This window comes from Ancylobacter sp. VNQ12 (assembly GCF_049445835.1).
Lineage (GTDB): Bacteria > Pseudomonadota > Alphaproteobacteria > Rhizobiales > Xanthobacteraceae > Ancylobacter.
Window position 1 is genome coordinate 446821 of sequence record NZ_JBMSDU010000002.1, and the last position, 20093, is coordinate 466913.

The window sequence follows — 20093 nt, forward strand, 5'->3', positions numbered from 1 at the left end:
CGTGACGCCCGCGGCCCGTCGCCGGCCGGCGGCACGTGCCGGAACTGCCGCGCATGCGGCCCATGCAGCCGTCCCCGAGAGCCGCCGCTGATGATCTATGCCGCCTATCAGGCCCAGGCCGACCTGCTCGACCCCATGCGCACCCTGGCGCGGATGTCGCGGCGCATGCTCGGCAACACCATGGCGGGTTTCGGCGAGAGTGCGCTGCTGCGCAACCTTTCCGCCGCCTGCGAGATGGTGGAGCGCGCCGGGCTCAGCCATGCCCGCCCGGCCTTCGACATCAGGAGCGTGACGGTCGGCAATCGCGAGGTGGAAATCACCGAGGAGGTGGCGCTCGACCTGCCCTTCGGTTCGCTGCTGCATTTTGCCAAGGATGTCGACCAGCCGCAGCCGCGCATCCTCGTCGTCGCGCCGCTCTCGGGCCATTTCGCCACGCTGCTGATCGACACCGTCCGGACGCTGCTGCCCGACAACGACGTCTACGTCACCGACTGGGCCAATGCGCGCGACGTGCCGCTCAGCGCCGGCGCCTTCGGCTTCGACGACTATGTCGGGCATGTCATACGCTTCCTCGAGGAGATCGGACCCGGCGCGCACGCGCTGGCGGTGTGCCAGCCCTGCGTGCAGGTGCTCGCCGCCACCGCGGTGATGGCGCAGCACGACAACCCGGCGACGCCGCGCTCCATCACCCTGATGGCGGGGCCCGTCGACACCCGCGTCAACCCGACCAAGGTGAACGAGCTCGCCACCTCGAAGCCGCTCGACTGGTTCGAGCAGAACCTCATCGCCACCGTGCCGCCGGGCTTTGCCGGCTCGGGAAGGCGGGTCTATCCCGGCTTCGTGCAGGTCGGCGCCTTCATGGCGATGAACATGGAGCGCCACGTGAAGGCGCATGTGGAGCTGTTCGAGAACCTCGCCATGGGCGAGCACGAGAAGGCCCGCACCACCAAGACCTTCTATGACGAGTACTTCGCCGTGCTCGACCTCGCCGCCGAGTTCTATCTCGAGACCATCGCCAAGGTGTTCCAGGAGCACGACCTGCCGCGCGGCGTGCTGACCTATCGCGGCGAGCGGATCGATTTCCGCGCCATCCGCCGCACCGCGCTGCTCACCGTGGAAGGCGAGCGCGACGACATCTGCGCGGTCGGCCAGACGGTAGCGGCGCAGGACATCTGCGCCTCGCTGCGCCCGCATCTGCGCCGCCACCACATGCAGGCCGGCGTCGGCCATTACGGCGTGTTCTCGGGCCGGCGCTGGAAGGGGCAGGTCTACCCGCTGGTGCGCAACCACGTCCTCGCCAGCGACGCCTAGGCCCCGTCACGCGCCCGTCACCATTGACGCGGCACGCTGCGGCACCCCATGGTGCGGCCGCAATTTTATTTCCTCGGAACCAAAGGAGTCCCCCCGAGAATGTCGGTTTGGCCTGTCTATGCAAGAATCGATGGTCCCATCGTGATGATCGGCTTCGGCTCGATCGGTCGCGGTACCCTGCCGCTCCTGGAACGGCACTTCGATTTCGACAAGGAGCAGCTGACCGTCATCGATCCGGTGGACGACAACCGCGCCCTGCTCGACGAGCGCGGCATCCGCTTTGTCCAGCTGGCGATCACCCGCGAGAATTACCGCGAGGTGCTCGGCCCCCTGCTCACCAGCGGCGGGCGCGGCTTCCTGATCAACCTCTCGGTCGACACCGGCTCGGTCGACATCATGAATTTCGCCCGCGAGTGCGGCGCGCTCTATATCGACACGGTGGTCGAGCCCTGGCTGGGATTCTATTTCGACAAGGATGCCAGCCCGGCGAGCCGCTCCAACTATGCGCTGCGCGAATCCATGCTGGCCGCCAAGCGGGCCAATCCCGGCGGGCCGACCGCCGTGTCCTGCTGCGGCGCCAATCCGGGCATGGTGTCCTGGTTCGTCAAGCAGGCGCTGATCGACATCGCAACCGATACCGGCCTCGATGTCGAGGAGCCGACGACACGCGAGGCCTGGGCGGAACTGGCCCACGCGCTCGGCGTCAAGGGCATCCATATCGCCGAGCGCGACACCCAGCGCGCCCGCGATCCGCGGCCGTTCGGCAAGTTCGTCAACACCTGGTCGGTCGAGGGATTCGTTTCCGAGGGGCTGCAGCCCTCCGAGCTCGGCTGGGGCACGCACGAAAAATGGATGCCGGGCAACGCCCACACCCATAATTTCGGCTCCGGCGCGGCCATCTACCTGATGCAGCCGGGTGCCACGACGAAGGTACGCACCTGGTGCCCGACCCTGGGCGCCCAGCACGGCTTCCTGGTGACCCATAACGAGTCGATCTCGATCGCGGATTACTACACGCTGCGGCGGGGGGCGCAGGTGGCGTACCGGCCGACCTGCCACTACGCCTACCATCCCTGCAACGACGCCCTGCTGTCGTGGCACGAGGTCTTCGGCAATGAGGGCAGGTTCGATGGCGACTGGAAGATCCTCGACGAGCACGACATCGTCGACGGGCGCGACGAGCTCGGCGTGCTGCTCTACGGCCATGCGAAGAACGCCTACTGGTACGGCTCGCAGCTGACCATCGAGGAAACCCGCAAGCTCGCGCCCTATCAGAGCGCGACCGGGCTCCAGGTCACCTCGGCAGTGCTCGCCGGCATGGTATGGGCGATCGAGAATCCCGAGGCGGGCATTGTCGAGACCGACGAGATGGATTACCGCCGCTGCCTTGAGGTGCAGAAACCCTATCTCGGCACGGTGAAGGGCTATTACACCGACTGGACCCCGCTGGACGGCCGCCCCGGCCTGTTCCCCGAGGACATCGACACCTCCGACCCCTGGCAGTTCCGCAACATACTGGTGCGGTGAGAGGGACGCCCGCCGTCATCATCCCGGATCGGCCGTCGGCCGTCCGGGATGTCGGCACAGCGGCGGCAAGGCGTATTCCCCTCCGTCCAGGCTCTGGCAAAGTGCTTCCGGGTGCATAACTACCCACGCACACGCCACGCATCCGGAGCCTCTCGTGACCGATCTCGCAGCCTTCCCGATCACTGCCCGCTGGCCCGCGCAGCACCCCGACCGTCTCCAGCTCTATTCCTTCCCCACGCCCAATGGTGTGAAGGTCTCGATCATGCTGGAGGAAACCGGGCTTCCCTACGAGGCGCACGCGGTCAATATCGGCAAGGACGAGAGCTGGACGCCCGAATTCCTCGCGCTCAACCCCAATGGCAAGATCCCGGCGATCCTCGATCCGAACGGACCCGGCGGAAAGCCGCTGGCGCTGTTCGAATCCGGCGCCATCCTGGTCTATCTCGCGGAGAAGACCGGCGAATTCCTGCCGGCCGACCCGGCGGCGCGCTACGAGGCCCTTCAGTGGGTGTTCTTCCAGATGGCGTCGATTGGCCCGATGTTCGGCCAGGTCGGCTTCTTCCATAAGTTCGCCGGCGCGGCCTATGAGGACAAGCGCCCGCGCGAGCGCTACGCGACTGAGTCCAAGCGCCTGCTCGGCGTGCTGGAGCGCCGGCTCGAAGGACGCGACTGGATCATGGGCGAGGACTACACCATTGCCGACATCGCCACGCTCGGCTGGGTGCGCAACCTCATCGGCTTCTACGGCGCGGCCGAGCTGGTCGACTACGCCACGCTGGCCAACGTGCCGGCCTGGCTGGAGCGCGGGCTGGCCCGCCCCGCCGTGCAGCGCGGGCTGGAGATCCCCGCGCGCCCCTGATGCGTAGAAGCGCAGGCCACCGCGCCGCAGGGCGGCGTGGTGGCATCACCGGGGAATTCGCCTATAAGCGGGCGAACGCGACAGCTCGGGAGCGAAGATGAACCAGAACGTGACGCCGCCCCGCGCGCCTTCCGCCGCGCCGCTGCCCAAGAACCATCCGCCGGTGAAATTCGGCAAGATCGGCGTGCTGATCGTCAATCTCGGCACGCCCGACGGCACCGACTACTGGTCGATGCGGCGCTACCTCAAGGAGTTTCTCTCCGACCGCCGAGTGATCGAGGTCAACCGCGTTCTCTGGTGGTTCCTGCTCAATGTGATCATCCTGTCGAAACGCCCGCAGGCCAAGGGCAAGGATTACGCGACGATCTGGAACAACGAGCTGAATGAGGGCCCGCTGCGCACCATCACCCGCGCGCAGTCGGACAAGCTCAGCGCCAGCCTCGGCCCGCTGTCCGAACGGCTCGTCTTCGACTGGGCCATGCGCTACGGCAACCCCTCCATCGCCTCGCGCATCGAGGCGCTGCAGGCACAGGGCTGCGAGCGGCTGCTGCTGGTGCCGCTCTACCCGCAATATGCCGCCGCCACCTCGGCCACGGTGTGCGACGCCGCCTTCGACGTGCTGAAGAAAATGCGCTGGCAGCCGGTGCTGCGGGTCGCCCCGCACTGGCCGGACGAGCCCGCCTATATCGAAGCGCTGGCCCAGTCGATCCGCACCTCGCTGGCCGGGCTGGACTGGGAACCGGAGCTGGTGCTCGCCTCGTTCCACGGCATTCCGAAGGAGTATTTCGACAAGGGCGACCCCTATCAGTGCTACTGCCAGAAGACCGGCCGGCTGCTGCGCGAAGCGCTGGGCTGGCCCGAGGGCAAGCTGAAGGTCACCTTCCAGTCGCGCTTCGGCAAGGCGGAATGGTTGCAGCCCTACACCGACAAGACGGTGGAGGCGCTGGCGCAGTCCGGCGTGAAGAAGCTCGCCGTCATCACCCCCGGCTTCGTCGCCGACTGCCTGGAGACGCTGGAGGAGATCGGTGGCGAGAATGCCGAAATCTTCCACCATAATGGCGGCGAGAAGTTCCACTTCATCCCCTGCCTCAACGATTCCGACGGCGGCATCAAGGTGCTGGAGACGGTGATCCGCCGCGAGCTACAGGGTTGGGTGGATCTGGGCTGAACCACGCGCCGATTTCACGCTGAAACCGGACGTGTTTTGCCTCGCCCGCGCGCTTACGCGATGGAAGGTGCCCTGAGAAACATCGGGGAGCGCCGCCTTGCCTGAGACGACCAGCCAGACATCCGCCCGCACCCAGATGCAGAAGATGCTCGCCGGCGAGCTGTATCACGCCGGCGACGCCGAGATTCAGGCGGCGCAGGAAGCCGCCTTCGCCTGGATGGCGCGCTACAACGGGGCCATCGGTGCGCCGCAGGCCACGCGCGACGCGCTGCTGCGGGAACGGCTCGGTGCGCTCGGCGAAGGCGCGGTGATCCGTCCGCCTTTCCATTGCGACTACGGCTTCAACATCCGCCTCGGTGCCGGGGCCTTCCTCAATTTCAACTGCGTCATTCTCGACGTGGTGGAAGTGAGCATCGGCGAACGCACGCAGATCGGCCCGGCGGTGCAGATCTACACAGCCGACCACCCGCGCGACCCCGCGACGCGCGCCACCGGCTACGAGTTCGGCCGCCCGGTCATCATCGGCCGCAACGTCTGGATCGGCGGCGGCGCCATCATCCTGCCGGGCATCACCATTGGCGACGATGCGGTGATCGGTGCCGGCGCCGTGGTGACGCGCGACGTGCCGGCAGGGGCGACGGCGCTCGGGAACCCGGCACGGGTGCGCTGAGCACGCATCAGGCGGCGCGGCCGGTATTCGTCGCGAGCGGATCGCAGCGCCAATCCTCCCGGAAATCGAAGCGCGCGGCGAGGCCGGCCTCTCCGGCGCCGGTCACGCGCAGCGCCCGGCTCTCGGGCAGGCGCGCCACCCATCCCAGTTCGAGCAGCCGGACGAGCAGCGCCGCGCCCAGCCTTCCCGCCAGATGCGGCCGGCGTTCGCTCCAGTCGAGGCAGGTCCGGCACAGCGGCCGGCGCGAGGACGCTTCCGCCTCCAGGTCGAGCCCGAAATCCGTGAGGAAGAGACGGCCGGCCTCGGTGAGGACGGCGCCGCCATCGCATTGCACGACATGGCCGCGCCGGTGAAGCGTGTCGGCAAGCTCCAGCGCCAGCCGCCCGGCCAGATGGTCGTAGCAGGTGCGGGCGAGACGCAACGCCGCGTCGCGCGGACCGACGGGCCGATAGCGTCCCGGCCCGACACCGGCCGCCACCATCAGCGCGTGGACCACCTCGGCGATCTCCGGCGAGGCCAGCCGGTAATAGCGGTGCCGCCCCTGCCGCGACGGGCTCACCAGCCGGGCGGCCGCCAGCTTGGCGAGATGACCGCTGGTCGTCGATGCGCTCACCCCGGCATGACGCGCCAGCTCGCCGGCCGTCAGCGCCTGGCCACCCATAAGCGCCACCAGCATGTTGGCGCGGGCCGGGTCGCCGACCAGCGCGGCGATCTCGGCAATCTGGCTTCCCGAAACGATCTGCGACATGGCGGCAGCCTAGCAGCCGGGCGGGGCCCGGTCAGCCGGCAACGTTTCGGCATCGGCCGAAACATCCACGGGTCACGCCGCGCTAGAAGGGGCCCGCCGACGACGCCCGAGGACCCCGCATGAACGCCGCCGCACCCACGCCGAACCTGACCCGCGAACTCGCCCTGCTGCTGCTGCTCTCCACCTTGTGGGGCGCCTCCTACAGCTTCATCAAGATCGGGGTGGAGACCATCCCGCCCATCACCTTCATGGCCGGCCGCACGATCATTGCCGGTGCGGTTCTGCTGGCGGTGCTGCACGCGCGCGGCATGCGGATGCCGGCGGGGCGCGCGAGCTGGCGGTATTTCCTGGTGCAGGCCTGCCTCGACAGCGTGGTGCCCTTCACCCTCATCGCCTGGGCGGAGACACGGCTCGACGCCGGGCTGGCGGTGATCCTCAACGCCACCACGCCGATCTTCGCCTTCCTCATCGCGCTGCTGATCGGCCGGCGCGAGGCGGTGGACGGGCGCAAGCTGTTCGGGGCGGCGAGCGGCCTCGCCGGTGCCTGCCTCGTCGTCGGCACCGGGGCGCTGCACGGGCTCGGCGAACAGCTGCTGCCGCAACTTGCCGTGCTCGCCGCCACGCTCTGCTATGGCGGCGGCGCACTGTTCAGCGCCCGCTTCAAGGGGCTCGATCCGATGATGCCGGCGGCGGGCTCGATGATCTGCGGCGCAGCGCTGCTGCTGCCGGCCAGCCTCGTCGTCGACCGGCCATGGACGCTGTCTCCGTCATGGGAATCGCTCGCCGCGCTGCTGGCGCTGGCGCTGTTCTCCACCGCGCTGGCCTTCGTGATCTTCTTCCGGCTGGTGCAGACGCTGGGATCGATCGGCGCCACCGCACAAGCCTATATCCGGGTGCCGATCGGCGTCGCCATCAGCGTCGTGCTGCTCGGCGAGGCGCTGCCGCCCACCGCCTGGCTCGGCCTTGCCGCCGTGGTGGCGGGCGTCATCGCCATGACGCTGCCGAAGCGGCTGCCGGCCCAGGCGTGAGCACACGGCGCACGGCGGAACCGCGCACGGTTCCGTCCGTTGCCCTCCCGACAGAGGAGGACACGCCATGGCCGAGCCGAACGCCGCCGATCTCCCGACACCGCCGCGCACTCCCGAACCGGGCGGTCCGGACATTCCCCCGCCGGCCGAGAGCCCGGACGGCCCACCGACGCCGGTGGAGGACCCCGAACGGCCCGATCCCGGCCCGGACATTCCCCCGCCCTGGCGCGGCGAGCCGGAGATCCTGCCAGGCGACACGCCGCCGGAGCTGCCGCCTGACAGCCTGCCGCCGCCGGTGGAGACACCGCCGCAATTTTAAGGCCCCCTGAAAGCAGAACGGCCGACGTGTCACCACGCCGGCCGTTCCCGTCTTAGCCGTCAGGCGGCGAGAGCGTGGGCTCTCACTCGGCCTTTTCGGAAGCCTTCTTGAGCGCGGCGCCCAGGATGTCGCCGAGCGAAGCGCCCGAGTCCTGCGAACCGAACTGCGCCACGGCCTCCTTCTCCTCGGCGATTTCCAGCGCCTTGATGGAGACCTGCACCTTGCGCGCCTTGCGGTCGAACAGGGTGACGCGGGCGTCGAACTTCTCGCCCACGGCGAAACGGTCCGGACGCTGGTCGCCGCGGTCGCGGGCCAGTTCCGAGCGCTTCACGAAGGTGGTCATGTCGGAGCCGATGATCTTCACATCGACGCCGCCTTCCTTCACGTCGATCACTTCGCAGGTGACGATCGCGCCCTTGCGGAGCTCGCCCGCGTCCTGGAAGGGGTCGCCGGCGAGCTGCTTCACGCCGAGCGAGATGCGCTCCTTCTCGACATCCACGTCGAGAACGACCGCCTTGATCACGTCGCCCTTCTTGAACTCGTCGATGACCTGCTCGCCCGGACGGTTCCAGTCGAGGTCGGACAGGTGGACCATGCCGTCGACGTCGCCGTCGAGACCCAGGAACAGGCCGAACTCGGTCTTGTTCTTGACCTCGCCCTCGACCGTCGCGCCCGAGGGATACTTCTCGGCGAAGGCTTCCCAGGGGTTCTGCAGGGTCTGCTTGAGGCCGAGCGAGATGCGGCGCTTGACCGGATCCACCTCGAGGATCGCGACTTCCACTTCCTGCGAAGTGGCGACGATCTTGCCGGGGTGAACGTTCTTCTTGGTCCAGCTCATCTCGGAAACGTGGATGAGGCCCTCGATCCCCGGCTCCAGCTCGACGAACGCGCCGTAGTCGGTGATGTTGGTCACGCGGCCCTTGAAGCGGGCATTAACCGGATACTTGGCCTCGATGCCCTCCCACGGATCGCCGAGGAGCTGCTTCATGCCCAGCGAGATGCGGTGCGTCTCGTGGTTGATCTTGATGATCTTCACCTTGACCGTCTGGCCGATGCTCAGCACTTCGGTCGGGTGGTTCACGCGGCGCCAGGCGATGTCGGTGACATGCAGCAGGCCGTCAATGCCGCCGAGATCAACGAACGCACCGTAATCGGTGATGTTCTTGACCACGCCGTCGATGACCTGGCCCTCTTCGAGGTTCTGCACCAGCTCGTGACGCTGCTCGGCGCGGGTCTCTTCGAGAACCGTGCGGCGCGAGACGACGATGTTGCCGCGGCGGCGATCCATCTTGAGGATCTGGAACGGCTGCGGGTTGTGCATCAGCGGGCCGACGTCGCGGATCGGGCGGATGTCGACCTGCGAACGCGGCAGGAAGGCCACGGCGCCGTCGAGATCGACGGTGAAGCCACCCTTGACCTGGTTGAAGATCACGCCGGTGACCTTCTCCTGGGCGTTGAACGCCTTTTCGAGGCGGACCCAGCTCTCTTCGCGGCGGGCCTTGTCACGCGACAGGACGGCCTCGCCGAGCGCGTTCTCGACACGCTCCAGATAGACCTCGACCTCGTCGCCGACCTTGATCTGCTGGTCGCGGCCGGGGCCGGCGAATTCGCGCAACGCCACGCGGCCTTCGGTCTTCAGGCCGATGTCGATGATCGCGAGATCCTTCTCGATCGCGACGACGATGCCCTTGACCACCGAGCCTTCGGCCGGCTCGGCAAGATTGAAGCTCTCTTCGAGCAGCGCGGCGAAATCTTCACGCGCAGCGCTGAGGGATTGAGTAGCGGACATTTAAGCTCCTGGTCGCCAATGCGCCGGCACGGGGTTGAGATGCGTTCCATCCGCCGCGGGCATCGGGACATGGCGCTTCCCGATGCAACCTCTCGCGAAGCCCGGCGCATTGGCCGCGGCGTCCGGAACGTAGACTTTATGCCGGTTCCCCGCGGCGTCACGGAGCAACGCAGCGAACGGAAAACCGGCAGGAAACTCGGCTGGGATCGGCATCGGCGGTGTATTTCCGCGCTGTCGATGCACCGCTGGAACGCTCTCCGCAGATATCGAAGGGCAACCTGACGGTTCCGGAGCCGATGCGCGGCGGGGTGGGGCATGCCTCCCAGCTTCGGCGACGCGCGTCCCGCACCACCGGCCCTCCCGTCGACCGTCCATCATGTAGGGCGTCCGAACGGTGGCTGCCATAGCGCAAGGAGCAAGGATTTGCAAGGCGCGCACCGTCGCAAAGGCTCCCCTCGGCCCCAAGGCCCCCATTGCCGCGCGAATCTCACGCAGACGTCATGCCCTCACGTGGCAACCGGCACGCGCGGCATCGGTAACCTTAAGTCCAAGTTGTGGTATGGTTTCTTACGTCATGTACGGGAAACTCGGTATGCGCGGGCAAACCGGTTCCGGCTTCATCCCGGTGGGGGCTGGGCCGGGTATCCGGTCGCGATTTCGACGGGAGGCCCATCGTGCGTCGCTGGCGCGTCCTATTGCTGGCCTTCCTTCTCGTGGTGGCGGGCACCGCCGTGCCACTCGTGGTCGCCGCCTATCTGTCGTGGCGGACGGCGGTCGCCGCCCAGGAGAGCCGCCTCGAGCGCGCGGCCGATCAGACCCTCGCCCATGCCGGCGGCCTGTTCACCGATGCCAGCCAGACGTTGCGCGAACTGAGCCTCACCGACCTGCCGCGCTGCTCGCCCGAACACATGGCGCAGATGCGCGAGCTGACGATCAATTCGCTCGCCACCGAGAATCTCGGCTTCATCCGCGACGGCGTGGTGCTGTGCAACGTCTGGGGTCCGGCGCAGCTTCCCATCCCGCGCGCGCCGACCGATATCTTGCTGCCCGACGGCATGGGCGTGAGCATCAATTTCCACTCGGTCTTCAACCCGCGCCACCCGATGATGGTGCTGCATCTGGGCGACTATACCGCCATGATCGACCAGAAGCGCTTCATCGCGCCGGCCAGCGATCGTTCGGTGCAGGTCGAAATACGCACGCCCAACGGCGTCCTCCTCCAGACCGATTGGGAACACGCCACCGCACCGTCGCCCCAAACCGAGAACGAACTCCTCGTTACACGCGAAGCGGCCGGCTGGACGGTCTTGGCCCGCCAGCCACGCATCGGCTTCTACGGCTATCTCCGCACCATCAGGGGCATCTTCATCCCGGTCGCGGCCATCCTCGCCGCGCTGTTCTCCGCCCTCGCCATCTGGGCACTGCGCCGGCGTCTCTCGCCGCGGGGCGAGCTGGCGCTGGCGGTTCGCAACGGCGAGTTCATCACGCACTACCAGCCGATCATCGAGCTGGCGACCTCGCGCTGCGTCGGTGCCGAGGCACTGGTGCGCTGGAACCGACCGGATGGCAGCCTTGTGCGGCCGGACCTGTTCATCCCGCTCGCCGAGGATACCGGCCTGATCCAGCCGATCACCGACCAGGTGATCGCCGCGGTCATCGCCGACCTCGGCGACCTGCTGCGGCAGGACCGGCACCTGCACGTCTCGATCAATCTGTGCCCGGCCGACATCAGCACCGGCCGCATCCTGCCGGTGCTGAAAGAGGCGCTGGAAGGCACCGGCGTGGAAAACCAGCAGATCTGGCTGGAGGCGACCGAGCGCGGCTTCGTCGACATAGAGGGTGCGCGCCACACCCTCGCCGAGCTGCGCCGGCGCGGGCACATGACCGCCATCGACGACTTCGGCACCGGCTATTCCGGGCTCAAATATCTGCAGCGCCTGCCGGTCGACGCGCTGAAGATCGACAAGTCCTTCGTCGATGCCGTCGGCACCGAGGCGCCGACCAGCCATGTGACCGAGCACATCATCCAGATGGCCGGCGAACTGAGGTTGCGCATCGTCGCCGAGGGCGTGGAGAGCGAGACGCAGGCGAACTATCTGCGCCAGCGCGGCGTCGACCTGGCGCAGGGCTGGCTGTTCTCGCGCGCCTTGCCGGCGGACGGCTTCATCGCCTACTGCCGCGCCAATCGGGAGGCCCATGGCACGCCCTCCAACATCGCCACGCTGGCGGCGGAATAGGGGTTCAGCGCCGCGCCGCCCGCACCAGCGCGGCGGTGGCGAGCAGCAGGGCGGACACCGCGATGCCGGTCGCGACCATGCCCGCCGGCGTGATGCGGGCGCTGCCCTGAAGCGTGATCCACTTGCCGACCCGAACGTCGAAGACAGCCTTCATCTCCTCGGGATGGGTGGGGACCGGCTCAGCGACGTCGGGCGGCACGGTGGCGACAGGAGCGGTCGGCATGGCTGTCATCTCCAAAGCGCGTTGACGGCACGTTAAAGCCCGTCGCCCGCTCGCGGCAATGCGGCCGTGGAAACCAGGCCGTGTCGTCAGCCCGCGCGGGAGCCGCCGTGCCGCACCAGCCACACATCCATGATCCAGCCCCGCCGCGCCCTCGCCTCGGCGCGGTGGGCGAGGATTTCCGGTCCGACTTCCGCTAACAGCCCGCTGGCGAGCGTCTGCTCTTCCATGCCGAGATAGGCACCCCACCAGAGGGCGAGCGCCGGCCCGCCACCCGCCCGCATCTCCGCCTCATGGGCGATCAGCGCCGCCAGCCCTGTGCCGTCGTCCAGCATGACCACGAGGCTCTCGCCGCCGCGGGGATAGTCCTCCAGCACGCGCCGGCCGGTGGTGATGACCACCTTCTCGCCCACCGCGTTCAGCACCAGGCCATGCGCGGCGCACAGCGCCTGCACGGCGGAAATGCCGGGGATGACCTCGATGGCGAGAGGCAGGCGGGCCCGCACGTCTTCCAGCACCCGCAGGGTCGAATCGTAGAGCGCCGGGTCGCCCCAGACCAGCATGGCGCCGACCCCGTCCTCCGGCAGTTCGGCGGCGATGCGCTCCGTTAGCAGGGCGGCGCGGGCGAGGTGCCACTCGGTGACGTCCTGCTTGTAGGCGCCGGCAGCGCGGGCGGGGTGGATCTGCGGCGCGGCGCGGCGGCGGGGGCTGTCGATGCGCGCGATCCGCCACGGGGCGCGGCGGTGCGTCTCCAGCATGTGCTCACGCAAGGCGACGAGTTCGCCGGCCGCCTCGCCCTTGTCGAAAACGAAGAACACGTCCGCCCGATTGATCGCCTCGACGGCCTCGAGCGTGAGATGGGCCGGGGAGCCCGCGCCCATGCCGATGACCAGGAGGCGCCGGCTCATGCGGGCACCGTCATGGTTCAGCGCCATCGCGGGAGGCAAACACCCGCTTGGCGATGAACAGCGCGTTCAGCGCCGCCGGGAAGCCGGCATAGAGCGCCATCTGCATGATGGTCTCGACCACTTCCTCGCGGCTGGCGCCGACATTCAGCGCCGAGCCGATATGTACTTCCAGCTCCTTCTCGGCATGGCCGAGCGCCACCAGCCCGGCGACGGTGGCCAGCATGCGGGTGCGCAGGTCCAGCCCCGGCCGGGAATAGATGTCGCCATAGCCGAACTCGAAGATGTAGCGGGCGAAATCGGGGGCGATTTCATCCAGCGCCGCCATCACCTCGGCGCCGGAGCGGCCGGTGATCTCGGCCAGCTTCGCCTTGCCGCGCGCGAGGCGGTCATTGTCGCGGTCGCCGCCGCGCATGCCGTCATCCGCCATGATCAGGCCCTTTCCCGTTCAGCGCCCCGCCAGGCGCGCGGCCACGATGGCCAGCGCCCGCGCTATGCTGGCGTCGCGGTCGAGCGCGGTATTGTCGAGCCGCACGGCGTCCTGCGCCTCAATCAGCGGCGCGCTGGAGCGCCCGCTGTCGCGTGCGTCGCGCCGGGCGATGTCGGCCAGCACCTCGGCGAAGGAGACGTCCTCGCCGCGCTCGCGCAATTCGCGGTGCCGACGGGCCGCGCGCGCTTCCGGAGTCGCGGTGACGAAGATCTTGATGTCGGCGTCGGGGGCGATGACGGTGCCGATGTCGCGCCCGTCCAGCACGGCCCCGCCCGGTTGGTGAGCGAAGTCCTGCTGCAATCTCAGGAGCTTTTCACGCACCGCCGGCACGACGGCGACGCGCGAGGCGGCCTCACCGATCGGCCCGGCGCGCAGCGCTTCCGCATCGAGCGCGGCGACATCGAGGACGGAGGCCAGCCCGGCCAGCGCCTGCGCATCTTCAAACGGCACGGCACGCTCCAGCGCCGCCGCGCCGACCGCGCGGTAGAGCAGCCCGGTATCGAGATGCGGCAGGCCGTAATGCGCGGCGAGCGCGCGGGCGACGGTGCCCTTGCCCGAGGCGGCCGGCCCGTCGATGGCGATGATCACCGGGAAACCTCGGAAGGCTGAACCTCGATCACCGCGCCGAGCTTTTCCATCAGCGGCAGGAAGCTCGGGAAGGAGGTGGCGATGAAGGCGACGTCGTCCACCTTGACCGGATTGGCGGCGGCGAGGCCGGCGACCAGGAAGCTCATGGCGATGCGGTGATCCATATGGGTGGCGACCGTGCCGCCGCCGACCACGGAACCCGCACCCTCGACGATGAGGTCGTCGCCCTCGATACGATGCGTCACGCCGATCGCGGCGAGCCCGTCGGCCACCGCCGCAAGGCGGTCGGATTCCTTCACCCGCAGTTCCGACAGCCCGTTCATGCGGGTGGCGCCCTGCGCGAAGGCCGCGGCGACGGCGAGGACCGGGTATTCGTCGATCATCGATGGCGCGCGCTCGGCCGGCACGTCGACCCCGGCGAGGCGGCCGGTGTATCGCACATGCAGGTCCGCCACGCTCTCGCCGCCCTCGATGCGCTCGTTCACATAATCGATGGAGGCGCCCATCTCCTTCAGCGTAATGAACAGGCCGGTGCGCAGCGGATTGGTCATCACCCCCTCGATGACAATGTCCGAGCCCGGCACGATGAGCGCCGCCACCAGCGGGAACGCGGCGGAGGAGGGGTCCGCCGGCACGCGGATCGGCGCCGGCTTCAGCTCGGGACGGCCCCTGAGCGTGACCTTGCGACCATGCTCGCCGAACGGCTCCACCCGCACATCCGCCCCGAAATGAGTGAGCATGCGCTCGGTGTGGTCGCGGCTCGCCTCCTTCTCGATCAGCACCGTCTCGCCCGGCGCGCCGAGGCCCGCGAGCAGCACGGCGGACTTGATCTGCGCCGAGGCGACCGGGCTCTCATAGGTGATCGGCACCAGGTCGCGCGGGCCCTTGAGGGTGAGCGGCAGGCGCCCGCCCTCGGCGGCCTCGACCACCTCGACGCCCATCTTCTCCAAGGGATCGAGGATGCGGCGCATCGGGCGGCGGCGCAGGCTGGCATCACCGTCGAAGGTGGCGGTGATCGGGTTGCCGGCGACCACGCCCATCATCAGCCGCGAGCCGGTGCCGGCATTGCCGAAATCGAGCGGCGCCTCGGGCTGGGTAAGCCCGCCGACGCCGACGCCGTTGACCCGCCATTCGCCCTCGCCAAGCCGTTCCACGCTGGCGCCGAGCGCGGCGCAGGCACGCGCGGTGTTGAGGACGTCCTCGCCTTCCAGCAGGCCGGAGATGCGGGTCTCGCCGACGGCAAGCGTGCCGAAGATCAGCGAGCGGTGCGAGACCGACTTGTCGCCCGGCACGCGAACCGTGCCCTTCAGCGGCGGCGAAAGACGGGCGAGAGCAGGCGTCGCCACGGTGCCGCCATGGCCCCCGGCCGCGTGCGCCGCGCCGGCATCGGCCTTTTCCGCCGTAGCGGACGTGGAAGCGGTGCTGCTCATCTCGCAAGCCTTCTCAAGCGGGGCGCTCGCCCGTTACACCAGTTGGCGGATCGTGACCGGCGCCGTCCTAGCACGAGCACGTCATCGTCGTCACCGCCATGCAAATGCACGCTTGACTCCACCGGAACGGCAGTTCAATGGGAGCACCCCTTTTCATCACCACCCCCGAGGTTCCCAGCCGTGGTGAAACCTGATCTTGGCACCAAGCGCATCTGCCCGGTCACCGGACGGAAGTTCTACGACCTGAACAAGGACCCGGTGATCTCGCCCTATACCGGCCAGATCGTGCCGATTGCCGTCGCCATCACCCGCGGGTCGCGCGCCGAGCCGGCGCGCGCTGCGGCCGTGCCCGAGGACGCCGAGGTCGAGGAAGTCGCCGACGTCGAGCTCGTCTCGCTGGAGGATGCCGACGAGGAAGCCGCCGGCAGCCCGACCAAGGCCGCCGTGGTCGACGACGATCTCGAAATCGACGACGAGGTCGAGAGCGACGATGACGACGACACCTTCCTCGAAGAAGACGAGGATGCTGACGATGACGTGACCGATCTGATCGGCGACGGCATCGAGGACGACGAGGAAACCTGAAAAAGCGCTGGGGACGGCGCGCTTCCTTCCACAGGGAGGCTTGCAGTCGTCATCGTCCTGTGCTTTACGACCATCCCGCTCCGGCCAATGCCAGAGCGGATCGCCGGGTGAGACACCCACGGCGCTGAGCGACAGCCCAGCGCCCGCCCGGCAACCCCCGGTGGGGCCATAGCTCAGTTGGGAGAGCGCTTGAATGGCATTCAAGAGGTCGGCGGTTCGATTCCGCCTGGCTCCACCAAATCTCCCCCGGACATCCCGAACGGCCTGAACGCAGAGCGGCATCGCCGCCCGATGCGCGGGCGTGACTGCGGATCATAGCGCGGCGCAGCTGTCCGCCGGCGAATCACTGATTCACGGCACGCTCCCGACGCGTGAGGTCCGACTGGATGCGGGCGCTCTAGTGAGGGTCGATGAGCTGGCGGTACTCGCGGGTCAGCCGGTCGATCTCCTCGGCCGCGAAGGGCCAGCTGTCGACGGCGATGCCCTGTCGGATCTCATTGGCAAGCACCGGCCAGTAGCGATCGACGAGCGCGGCAATCGCGTCGGCGGCGATGCCCTTGGCGCGCAAATCGAGCGCGCAGATTTCGCGGGCGGTCTGTTCTGTCTGACGCATGCCTTGCCAATAGCACGATGCTACCCCGCCTTGCGTTCATCAGTGAACATAAGCGTGCCCGCAGCGGCCATCGGGCTACCGCCTGTCCGGCGCAGCGAGGCCGCGGGGGCGTTTCAATTGTCACGCGAGCAGCATAGGGTGCGGCTCGGTCATGAGAGGCGTCCGCCCGCCGGCCGCCGCAGACGCGAATCACGCGAGGAGATGAACGATGCAGCTCGGAATTGTCGGCCTCGGACGCATGGGCGGGAATATTGCGCGCCGGCTCACCAATGCCGGCCACAGCTGCGTGGTCTGGGACCGCAATGAGGACGCCGTGAAGGGGCTGGCGGCCGAAGGCAGCACCGGCGCCTCCGGCCTCGCCGACGTCGTCGCCAAGCTCGACGCGCCGCGCGCGGTCTGGGTCATGCTCCCGGCCGGCGGCCCCACCGAGGCGACCGTGAACGAACTCGGCACGTTGCTGTCGCCCGGCGACGTCGTCATCGACGGCGGCAACAGCTTCTACAAGGACGACATCCGCCGCGCCGCCGAGCTGCGCGAGAAGGGCATCGTCTATGTCGATGTCGGCACCTCCGGAGGGGTCTGGGGGCTGGAGCGCGGCTACTGCATGATGATCGGCGGCGAGAAGGCCTCGGTCGACCGGCTCGACCCGATCTTCGCCGCGCTGGCGCCGGGCCTCGGCGACATTCCGCGCACGCCGGCCCGCGAGGGGCGCGATGCGCGCGTCGAGCAGGGCTACATCCACACCGGACCGGCTGGGTCCGGCCACTTCGTCAAGATGGTGCATAACGGCATCGAATACGGGCTGATGCAGGCCTATGCCGAAGGCTTCGAGATCCTGAAGAAGAAGGACTCGACCGATCTCCCCGAGAATGAGCGCTTCTCGCTCGACATGGCCGACATCGCGGAAGTGTGGCGCCGCGGCAGCGTGGTCTCGTCCTGGCTGCTGGACCTCACCGCCATCGCGCTCGCCAAGGACGACACCCTCGGCGATTTTCCCGGCGAGGTGGCCGATTCGGGCGAGGGCCGCTGGACGGTGATGGCGGCGATCGAGGAGGCGGTCTCGGCCGAGGTGCTCTCCGCCGCGCTCTACACCCGCTTCCGCTCGCGCCAGGACCACACTTTCGGCGAGAAGCTGCTTTCGGCCATGCGCTTCCAGTTCGGCGGCCACACCGAATTCAAGAAGTGATCCGGCGGCGAGCAAGCGAGTAGGCACGTTCCATGGGAAGCGAGACCGTCGTTCTCGGCCAGAAGGTGCTGGCGCCCGATGCGGCGAAGGCACCGGCCTCGACATTCTTCATCTTCGGCGCCTCCGGCGACCTGACCAAGCGGCTGCTGCTGCCCTCCATCTACAACCTCGCCAATGAGGGCGTGCTCGACGACGACTTCGCCGTCATCGGCGTCGACGGCGTGGAGCGCAGCGAGGAGGACTACCGCGCCTATCTCACCGACGAGGTGGCCAACCTGCCCGGCTCGCTCGATACCGAGGGCGAGACCTGGAAGTGGCTGATGAGCCGCGTCGGCTACATCGCCGGCAATTTCGAGGACCCCGCCACCTATGGGCGCATCCGCGAGCGGCAGGAAGCCCGCGCGCGGCAGACCCGCAACGCGGTGTTCTACCTCGCGGTGGCGCCGCGCTTCTTCGCCACCATTGCCGAGCAGCTCGGCACCGCCGGCCTGCTGAAGGAGGAGGAAGACACCTTCCGCCACGTCGTGGTGGAGAAGCCGTTCGGCACCGACCTGCCCTCCGCCAAGGCGCTGAACCGGCGCCTGCTGGCCGTCGCCAGCGAGCGGCAGATCTACCGGATCGACCATTTCCTCGGCAAGGAAACGGTGCAGAACATGATGGCGCTGCGCTTCGGCAACGGCATCTTCGAGCCGATCTGGAGCAAGGAATATATCGACCACGTGCAGATCACCGCCGCCGAGACGGTGACGGTGGAGCAGCGGGGACGCTTCTACGACGCCACCGGCGCGCTGTGCGACATGGTGCCGAACCACCTGTTCCAGCTGCTCGCCATGACCGCGATGGAGCCGCCCAACTCCTTCGACGCCGACGCGGTGCGCACCGAGAAGACCAAGGTGATCGAAGCCATCCGCCATATGCGCCCGAGCGACGCCATCGGCAGCGCCGTGCGCGGCCAGTACCGCGCCGGCTTCGTCAATGGCGAGGCGGTGAAGGACTATCGTGCCGAGAAGGATGTCGATCCCAAGAGCCGCACCGAGACCTATGTGGCGCTGAAGTGCTTCGTCGACAGCTGGCGCTGGAACGGCGTGCCGTTCTATGTGCGCACCGGCAAGGCGCTCGCCGTGCGGCGCACCGAGATCGCCATCCAGTTCAAGCGCGCGCCGGGCGTGCTGTTCCGGCACCTTCCCACCGCGCTCAAGCCGAACCTCATGGTGATCCACGTCCAGCCGGACGAGGGCGTGTCGCTGCGCTTCGCCGCCAAGGTGCCGGGGCGCAAGGTGAAGCTCTCCGAGGTGGAGATGGACTTCAAATACACCGACTACTTCAAGGCGGCCCCGAGCACCGGCTATGAGACCCTGATCTATGACTGCCTGTGCGGCGACCCGACGCTGTTCCAGCGAGCCGACACGATCGAGGCCGGCTGGGAGGCGGTGGAGCCGATCATCGAGGCCGTCCGGGGTGGGGAAGACGACGTGCAGTTCTATTCCGCCGGCTCGAACGGACCGGCGATGGCCGACGTGATGCTGGCTCAGGACGGTTTCCAGTGGTTGCCGCTGGAACGGGAGCGCCCATGATGAACGAGCCGACACGCAGGCCCCTGCCGCACCGCATCCGCCTCATGGTGTCGGATGTCGACGGAACGCTGGTGAACCGCGAGAAAGAGGTCGCCCCGGCCACGGTGGAGGCGGTGAAGCGGCTGCGCGCGGCCGGCGTCGCCTTCGCCGCCGTCTCGGCCCGCCCGCCGCGCGGCATGCGGATCCTGGTGGAGGCGCTGAAGCTGGACATCTTCGGCGGCTTCAATGGCGGCTCGATCCTGCGTGGCGACTTCTCCGTGCTGGAGGAACACTTCGTCGCCGCGGAGGCGGCGCGCAAGGGCATCGAAGTGATGCAGGCGCGCGGGGCTTCCGTCTGGGTGTTCGCCGACAATGAGTGGTTCATCACCGATCCCGACAACGTCTATGTCGCCGGCGAGATCCGCACCGTGGCGTTCCAGCCGACGCTGGTGAGCGATTTCGGCGACCACGTCGCCCGCGCCGGCAAGATCGTGTTCTCCTCGACCGATTTTGACATGCTCGCCCGCAGCGAGCCGGAGTTGCAGGCCCTGCTCGGCGAAGGCGCGACGGCACGGCGCAGCCAGGCGAAATATCTCGACCTTACCCCGCCCGGCACCGACAAGGGCCATGCGGTGCGCGCCTTCGCCGCGCATTACGGCGTGCCGCTGGACGAAGTGGCGGTGATTGGCGACATGGCCAACGACCTGCCGATGTTCGAGGTCGCCGGCCTCGCCATCGCCATGGGCAACGCCTCCGACGCGGTGAAGCAGCAGGCGGACTTCGTCACCCTGAGCAATGCCGAGGACGGCGTCGCCGACGCCATCGCGCAGTACGTGCTGCCGCGCGCGCCATAACCCGCCCAGGGCG

At 68.3% G+C, this 20093-nt stretch carries 20 protein-coding genes and 1 tRNA gene; 13 read left to right on the plus strand and 8 right to left on the minus strand.

Annotated features, from left to right (window positions below; all coding sequences use genetic code 11):
* Positions 1 to 90: 90 nt before the first annotated feature.
* The 5 genes from ACO2RV_RS05750 to ACO2RV_RS05770 all read left to right on the plus strand — a co-directional run bounded on the left by ACO2RV_RS05750 (position 91) and on the right by ACO2RV_RS05770 (position 5535).
* On the plus strand, positions 91 to 1311 hold the full coding sequence (locus ACO2RV_RS05750) for a polyhydroxyalkanoate depolymerase (RefSeq protein WP_423290721.1): 1221 nt from the start codon (positions 91 to 93) through the stop codon (positions 1309 to 1311).
* A gap of 99 nt (positions 1312 to 1410) precedes the next feature.
* On the plus strand, positions 1411 to 2838 hold the full coding sequence (locus ACO2RV_RS05755; protein WP_423290723.1) for a homospermidine synthase: 1428 nt from the start codon (positions 1411 to 1413) through the stop codon (positions 2836 to 2838).
* A gap of 154 nt (positions 2839 to 2992) precedes the next feature.
* Positions 2993 to 3697, plus strand: coding sequence for a glutathione S-transferase N-terminal domain-containing protein (locus ACO2RV_RS05760; RefSeq protein ID WP_423290725.1), 705 nt, complete (start codon positions 2993 to 2995; stop codon positions 3695 to 3697).
* A 97-nt stretch (positions 3698 to 3794) separates the two neighbouring features.
* Positions 3795 to 4865: a ferrochelatase gene (gene hemH / locus ACO2RV_RS05765; RefSeq protein WP_423290727.1), complete on the plus strand. Its 1071-nt coding sequence runs from the start codon at positions 3795 to 3797 to the stop codon at positions 4863 to 4865.
* Between the two features lie 136 nt (positions 4866 to 5001).
* Complete coding sequence (locus ACO2RV_RS05770) at positions 5002 to 5535, plus strand: sugar O-acetyltransferase (protein WP_423291058.1); 534 nt, start codon at positions 5002 to 5004, stop codon at positions 5533 to 5535.
* A gap of 7 nt (positions 5536 to 5542) precedes the next feature.
* Here the strand turns inward: ACO2RV_RS05770 and ACO2RV_RS05775 are convergent, their stop codons facing one another.
* The gene (locus tag ACO2RV_RS05775; protein WP_423290729.1) at positions 5543 to 6283 is read right to left on the minus strand and encodes an ArsR/SmtB family transcription factor; all 741 of its coding nucleotides are present in this window, start codon (positions 6281 to 6283) and stop codon (positions 5543 to 5545) included.
* 119 nt (positions 6284 to 6402) lie between these two features.
* On the opposite strand from ACO2RV_RS05775, the gene ACO2RV_RS05780 reads away from it, so the two are divergent.
* Positions 6403 to 7311 (plus strand): DMT family transporter, encoded by a 909-nt coding sequence (locus ACO2RV_RS05780; protein WP_423290731.1) that lies wholly within the window; start codon positions 6403 to 6405, stop codon positions 7309 to 7311.
* 67 nt (positions 7312 to 7378) lie between these two features.
* Positions 7379 to 7630: a hypothetical protein gene (locus ACO2RV_RS05785; protein WP_423290733.1), complete on the plus strand. Its 252-nt coding sequence runs from the start codon at positions 7379 to 7381 to the stop codon at positions 7628 to 7630.
* Between the two features lie 82 nt (positions 7631 to 7712).
* Here the strand turns inward: ACO2RV_RS05785 and rpsA are convergent, their stop codons facing one another.
* On the minus strand, positions 7713 to 9419 hold the full coding sequence (rpsA, locus tag ACO2RV_RS05790) for a 30S ribosomal protein S1 (RefSeq protein ID WP_423290735.1): 1707 nt from the start codon (positions 9417 to 9419) through the stop codon (positions 7713 to 7715).
* A 674-nt stretch (positions 9420 to 10093) separates the two neighbouring features.
* Between rpsA and ACO2RV_RS05795 the strand changes: the two genes are divergently transcribed.
* Positions 10094 to 11656: an EAL domain-containing protein gene (locus tag ACO2RV_RS05795; protein WP_423290738.1), complete on the plus strand. Its 1563-nt coding sequence runs from the start codon at positions 10094 to 10096 to the stop codon at positions 11654 to 11656.
* Between the two features lie 4 nt (positions 11657 to 11660).
* On the opposite strand, the gene ACO2RV_RS05800 is transcribed toward ACO2RV_RS05795, so the two are convergent.
* The 5 genes from ACO2RV_RS05800 to aroA form a co-directional block, all read right to left on the minus strand.
* Positions 11661 to 11879 (minus strand): hypothetical protein, encoded by a 219-nt coding sequence (locus ACO2RV_RS05800; protein ID WP_423290740.1) that lies wholly within the window; start codon positions 11877 to 11879, stop codon positions 11661 to 11663.
* A gap of 86 nt (positions 11880 to 11965) precedes the next feature.
* Positions 11966 to 12784: a precorrin-6A synthase (deacetylating) gene (gene cobF / locus ACO2RV_RS05805; RefSeq protein ID WP_423290742.1), complete on the minus strand. Its 819-nt coding sequence runs from the start codon at positions 12782 to 12784 to the stop codon at positions 11966 to 11968.
* Positions 12785 to 12794: 10 nt separating this feature from the next.
* Entirely contained in the window at positions 12795 to 13211 is a 417-nt protein-coding gene (locus ACO2RV_RS05810; protein WP_423290744.1) for a carboxymuconolactone decarboxylase family protein, read from the minus strand.
* 18 nt (positions 13212 to 13229) lie between these two features.
* A complete protein-coding gene (gene cmk, locus ACO2RV_RS05815; protein WP_423290746.1) occupies positions 13230 to 13859 on the minus strand; it encodes a (d)CMP kinase in 630 nt (209 codons plus the stop codon).
* Positions 13856 to 15289 carry a 3-phosphoshikimate 1-carboxyvinyltransferase gene (gene aroA / locus ACO2RV_RS05820; RefSeq protein ID WP_423290748.1) on the minus strand — a complete coding sequence of 478 codons (1434 nt, stop codon included), beginning with the start codon at positions 15287 to 15289 and terminating at the stop codon, positions 13856 to 13858. Before aroA ends, cmk begins: the two co-directional genes overlap by 4 nt.
* 180 nt (positions 15290 to 15469) lie before the next feature.
* Here aroA and ACO2RV_RS05825 point away from each other — a divergent pair, with 180 nt between their 5' ends.
* Positions 15470 to 15874: a TIGR02300 family protein gene (locus ACO2RV_RS05825; RefSeq protein ID WP_423290750.1), complete on the plus strand. Its 405-nt coding sequence runs from the start codon at positions 15470 to 15472 to the stop codon at positions 15872 to 15874.
* A 162-nt stretch (positions 15875 to 16036) separates the two neighbouring features.
* Positions 16037 to 16112: transfer RNA gene (locus tag ACO2RV_RS05830), tRNA-Ala, on the plus strand.
* Positions 16113 to 16271: 159 nt separating this feature from the next.
* On the opposite strand, the gene ACO2RV_RS05835 is transcribed toward ACO2RV_RS05830, so the two are convergent.
* Complete coding sequence (locus ACO2RV_RS05835) at positions 16272 to 16487, minus strand: hypothetical protein (protein WP_423290752.1); 216 nt, start codon at positions 16485 to 16487, stop codon at positions 16272 to 16274.
* 208 nt (positions 16488 to 16695) lie between these two features.
* Between ACO2RV_RS05835 and gnd the strand changes: the two genes are divergently transcribed.
* Genes gnd through ACO2RV_RS05850 form a run of 3 tightly spaced genes read left to right on the plus strand, consistent with a single transcriptional unit; the run spans position 16696 to position 20080 of the window.
* A complete protein-coding gene (gene gnd, locus ACO2RV_RS05840; protein WP_423290754.1) occupies positions 16696 to 17673 on the plus strand; it encodes a phosphogluconate dehydrogenase (NAD(+)-dependent, decarboxylating) in 978 nt (325 codons plus the stop codon).
* A 32-nt stretch (positions 17674 to 17705) separates the two neighbouring features.
* Positions 17706 to 19247 (plus strand): glucose-6-phosphate dehydrogenase, encoded by a 1542-nt coding sequence (gene zwf, locus ACO2RV_RS05845; protein ID WP_423290756.1) that lies wholly within the window; start codon positions 17706 to 17708, stop codon positions 19245 to 19247.
* The gene (locus ACO2RV_RS05850; RefSeq protein WP_423290758.1) at positions 19247 to 20080 is read left to right on the plus strand and encodes a Cof-type HAD-IIB family hydrolase; all 834 of its coding nucleotides are present in this window, start codon (positions 19247 to 19249) and stop codon (positions 20078 to 20080) included. Before zwf ends, ACO2RV_RS05850 begins: the two co-directional genes overlap by 1 nt.
* Positions 20081 to 20093 lie beyond the last annotated feature (13 nt).

Excerpts from the sequence above, each read along its gene's own strand:
- rpsA (WP_423290735.1), bottom strand. The coding sequence starts at position 9,419 with ATGTCCGCTACTCAATCCCTCAGCGCTGCGCGTGAAGATTTCGCCGCG.
- ACO2RV_RS05770 (WP_423291058.1), top strand. The coding sequence starts at position 5,002 with ATGCAGAAGATGCTCGCCGGCGAGCTGTATCACGCCGGCGACGCCGAG.
- zwf (WP_423290756.1), top strand. The coding sequence starts at position 17,706 with ATGGGAAGCGAGACCGTCGTTCTCGGCCAGAAGGTGCTGGCGCCCGAT.
- ACO2RV_RS05810 (WP_423290744.1), bottom strand. The coding sequence starts at position 13,211 with ATGGCGGATGACGGCATGCGCGGCGGCGACCGCGACAATGACCGCCTC.
- ACO2RV_RS05775 (WP_423290729.1), bottom strand. The coding sequence starts at position 6,283 with ATGTCGCAGATCGTTTCGGGAAGCCAGATTGCCGAGATCGCCGCGCTG.
- ACO2RV_RS05780 (WP_423290731.1), top strand. The coding sequence starts at position 6,403 with ATGAACGCCGCCGCACCCACGCCGAACCTGACCCGCGAACTCGCCCTG.
- cobF (WP_423290742.1), bottom strand. The coding sequence starts at position 12,784 with ATGAGCCGGCGCCTCCTGGTCATCGGCATGGGCGCGGGCTCCCCGGCC.
- ACO2RV_RS05835 (WP_423290752.1), bottom strand. The coding sequence starts at position 16,487 with ATGCGTCAGACAGAACAGACCGCCCGCGAAATCTGCGCGCTCGATTTG.
- ACO2RV_RS05785 (WP_423290733.1), top strand. The coding sequence starts at position 7,379 with ATGGCCGAGCCGAACGCCGCCGATCTCCCGACACCGCCGCGCACTCCC.
- ACO2RV_RS05800 (WP_423290740.1), bottom strand. The coding sequence starts at position 11,879 with ATGCCGACCGCTCCTGTCGCCACCGTGCCGCCCGACGTCGCTGAGCCG.
- aroA (WP_423290748.1), bottom strand. The coding sequence starts at position 15,289 with ATGAGCAGCACCGCTTCCACGTCCGCTACGGCGGAAAAGGCCGATGCC.
- ACO2RV_RS05750 (WP_423290721.1), top strand. The coding sequence starts at position 91 with ATGATCTATGCCGCCTATCAGGCCCAGGCCGACCTGCTCGACCCCATG.
- ACO2RV_RS05850 (WP_423290758.1), top strand. The coding sequence starts at position 19,247 with ATGAACGAGCCGACACGCAGGCCCCTGCCGCACCGCATCCGCCTCATG.
- hemH (WP_423290727.1), top strand. The coding sequence starts at position 3,795 with ATGAACCAGAACGTGACGCCGCCCCGCGCGCCTTCCGCCGCGCCGCTG.
- ACO2RV_RS05755 (WP_423290723.1), top strand. The coding sequence starts at position 1,411 with ATGTCGGTTTGGCCTGTCTATGCAAGAATCGATGGTCCCATCGTGATG.
- gnd (WP_423290754.1), top strand. The coding sequence starts at position 16,696 with ATGCAGCTCGGAATTGTCGGCCTCGGACGCATGGGCGGGAATATTGCG.